The 2,251-nt window shown below is 40.3% G+C and carries 10 tRNA genes; 7 read left to right on the top strand and 3 right to left on the bottom strand.

Annotation, left to right across the window (positions count from 1 at the left end):
• Nucleotides 1-26: 26 nt before the first annotated feature.
• From ACFI4Z_RS19015 to ACFI4Z_RS19005, 3 genes are all read right to left on the bottom strand, one after another.
• Nucleotides 27-102 (bottom strand) — tRNA-Glu (locus tag ACFI4Z_RS19015).
• Nucleotides 103-239: 137 nt separating this feature from the next.
• A tRNA-Glu gene (locus ACFI4Z_RS19010) sits at nucleotides 240-315 on the bottom strand.
• Nucleotides 316-355: 40 nt separating this feature from the next.
• Nucleotides 356-431: transfer RNA gene (locus ACFI4Z_RS19005), tRNA-Ala, on the bottom strand.
• A 677-nt stretch (nucleotides 432-1,108) separates the two neighbouring features.
• On the opposite strand from ACFI4Z_RS19005, the gene ACFI4Z_RS19000 reads away from it, so the two are divergent.
• From ACFI4Z_RS19000 to ACFI4Z_RS18970, 7 genes are all read left to right on the top strand, one after another.
• Nucleotides 1,109-1,184 (top strand) — tRNA-Val (locus tag ACFI4Z_RS19000).
• 156 nt (nucleotides 1,185-1,340) lie between these two features.
• Nucleotides 1,341-1,416: transfer RNA gene (locus tag ACFI4Z_RS18995), tRNA-Val, on the top strand.
• A gap of 47 nt (nucleotides 1,417-1,463) precedes the next feature.
• Nucleotides 1,464-1,539: transfer RNA gene (locus tag ACFI4Z_RS18990), tRNA-Val, on the top strand.
• Between the two features lie 35 nt (nucleotides 1,540-1,574).
• Nucleotides 1,575-1,650 (top strand) — tRNA-Val (locus ACFI4Z_RS18985).
• A gap of 170 nt (nucleotides 1,651-1,820) precedes the next feature.
• Nucleotides 1,821-1,896 (top strand) — tRNA-Val (locus ACFI4Z_RS18980).
• A 33-nt stretch (nucleotides 1,897-1,929) separates the two neighbouring features.
• A tRNA-Val gene (locus ACFI4Z_RS18975) sits at nucleotides 1,930-2,005 on the top strand.
• 56 nt (nucleotides 2,006-2,061) lie between these two features.
• Nucleotides 2,062-2,137, top strand: a tRNA-Val gene (locus tag ACFI4Z_RS18970).
• Nucleotides 2,138-2,251 lie beyond the last annotated feature (114 nt).

Below are 2,251 nucleotides of genomic sequence, written 5' to 3'. Positions count from 1 at the left end.
ATTAATAACACAACACTTATAGTAAGTGGCGTCCCCAAGGGGATTCGAACCCCTGTTACCGCCGTGAAAGGGCGGTGTCCTAGGCCTCTAGACGATGGGGACACATAAATGTATCACTAGGACAATTGATTAGTTAGACTCAAATCCTGAGCTTAAGGTAATGCGAATGAATGCAAATATAGACTCGAGCTGTATTTGCTTCGCTATTTTCTCGGTAAAACCGCCTCTGAAAATCAGATTGGCGTCCCCAAGGGGATTCGAACCCCTGTTACCGCCGTGAAAGGGCGGTGTCCTAGGCCTCTAGACGATGGGGACACAGAAAACTGCTACCCTAGGACAATTGCACTAATGAGTTTGGTGGAGCTATGCGGGATCGAACCGCAGACCTCTTCGCTGCCAGCGAAGCGCTCTCCCAGCTGAGCTATAGCCCCAACTCAATATTGCTATACACTGCATGGTAAACCGTGCTGTGTATTGCTGAGTGCGGGGCGCATTCTATGCAGCCACCCAAATAATGTCAACAATTTTTTAAGTAACTTTATTCAAATGCCCTATTTTTCAACAAACTGGATAATCTATAAACTGGGTGGGGTGTTTTTTGAGCTTTTTACTATTACACCGTTTATGAAATTGATGTTTTGACTTGGTTTTGATTCTCTAGCGCTTTTTCAGTCTTTTTAAAAGGTATACATTTATATGCAAAATAGCCTGGGGTAAATTAACGCTTCATAATACGTTAAATCCATTAAAGTGTTTTAAGAGTAATATTATAAAGCAACGTGCCGTTTTTATAAGGTGGCTTAGCTGCTCTATTCAATAATGGTGATAGAGTGGATTGTTTGGGGTAGTAATATTTGTAAGTTGCTTTTATCGTTTTATATAGCGTGTGTCACTACTTAGTTGCTATTAGAGCACCCCAATGCCAGAGAATATTTAAATAGCGAATATTAAAAAATAGTCATAATGGCTGTTAAATGAGCAGGAAAGCACTTCTTTGATTATAAAAACCACATCTAAACTATTTTTACACATTCAAGTGTTGACACATTTACAACTCTATCTATAATAGCGCCCCACAACAACGCAGCAATGTGTTGTTTTTAGATGTGGGTCGTTAGCTCAGTTGGGAGAGCATCGCCCTTACAAGGCGAGGGTCACTGGTTCAAGTCCAGTACGACCCACCATTATTTATAATGGTGTTTAATTATCGTATCTAAATTCTATTTGAGTTGTTTGCTCAGTTAGAAAAAGAGGGCCTGACTGGTATTTAAATATATCGACAAAGTCCACTGGTTAAAGTCCAGTACTATTATTTTATTAGTAGCGTTTTATTTATATGTGGGTGATTAGCTCAGTTGGGAGAGCATCGCCCTTACAAGGCGAGGGTCACTGGTTCAAGTCCAGTATCACCCACCACATATAAAACCTGTTATTTCTTAATAGTTGTTTTAAAATTGTAATATGGGTCGTTAGCTCAGTTGGGAGAGCATCGCCCTTACAAGGCGAGGGTCACTGGTTCAAGTCCAGTACGACCCACCATTCCTGGAATGGTGCATATTACAAAAAATATAAATGGGTGATTAGCTCAGTTGGGAGAGCATCGCCCTTACAAGGCGAGGGTCACTGGTTCAAGTCCAGTATCACCCACCACATTTAAACCTATTATTGTATTAATAGTAAGGTATAAAAATTGTAATATGGGTCGTTAGCTCAGTTGCAAAAAAAGAGATCATCACCACTTTTTACAATAAATGGCGAAGTTCACTGGTTAAAGTCCAGTACTATTAATTTTAATAGTCAGGTATAAAAAATTGTAATATGGGTCGTTAGCTCAGTTGGGAGAGCATCGCCCTTACAAGGCGAGGGTCACTGGTTCAAGTCCAGTACGACCCACCATTCTTAGAATGGTGAGTATTAAATATATAATTTGGGTGATTAGCTCAGTTGGGAGAGCATCGCCCTTACAAGGCGAGGGTCACTGGTTCAAGTCCAGTATCACCCACCAAATTATATTAGTATTCAAGTTAATAACTTTTAATAAAAGTCACACCTATTATATGTGGGTGATTAGCTCAGTTGGGAGAGCATCGCCCTTACAAGGCGAGGGTCACTGGTTCAAGTCCAGTATCACCCACCACATATAAAAAATCCTTAGAAAAATAAAATCTCAAATATAAATCAAGCAAAGAGCATCGCCGCTTTTACAACGAATGGCGAGGATTATTATTGCAAGTCCAGTATCACCCACCAC

The organism is Pseudoalteromonas sp. RWi3, assembly GCF_054960735.1.
The sequence above is the reverse complement of the archived record's forward strand: the minus strand, read 5'-3'. Positions and strand labels throughout refer to the sequence as shown.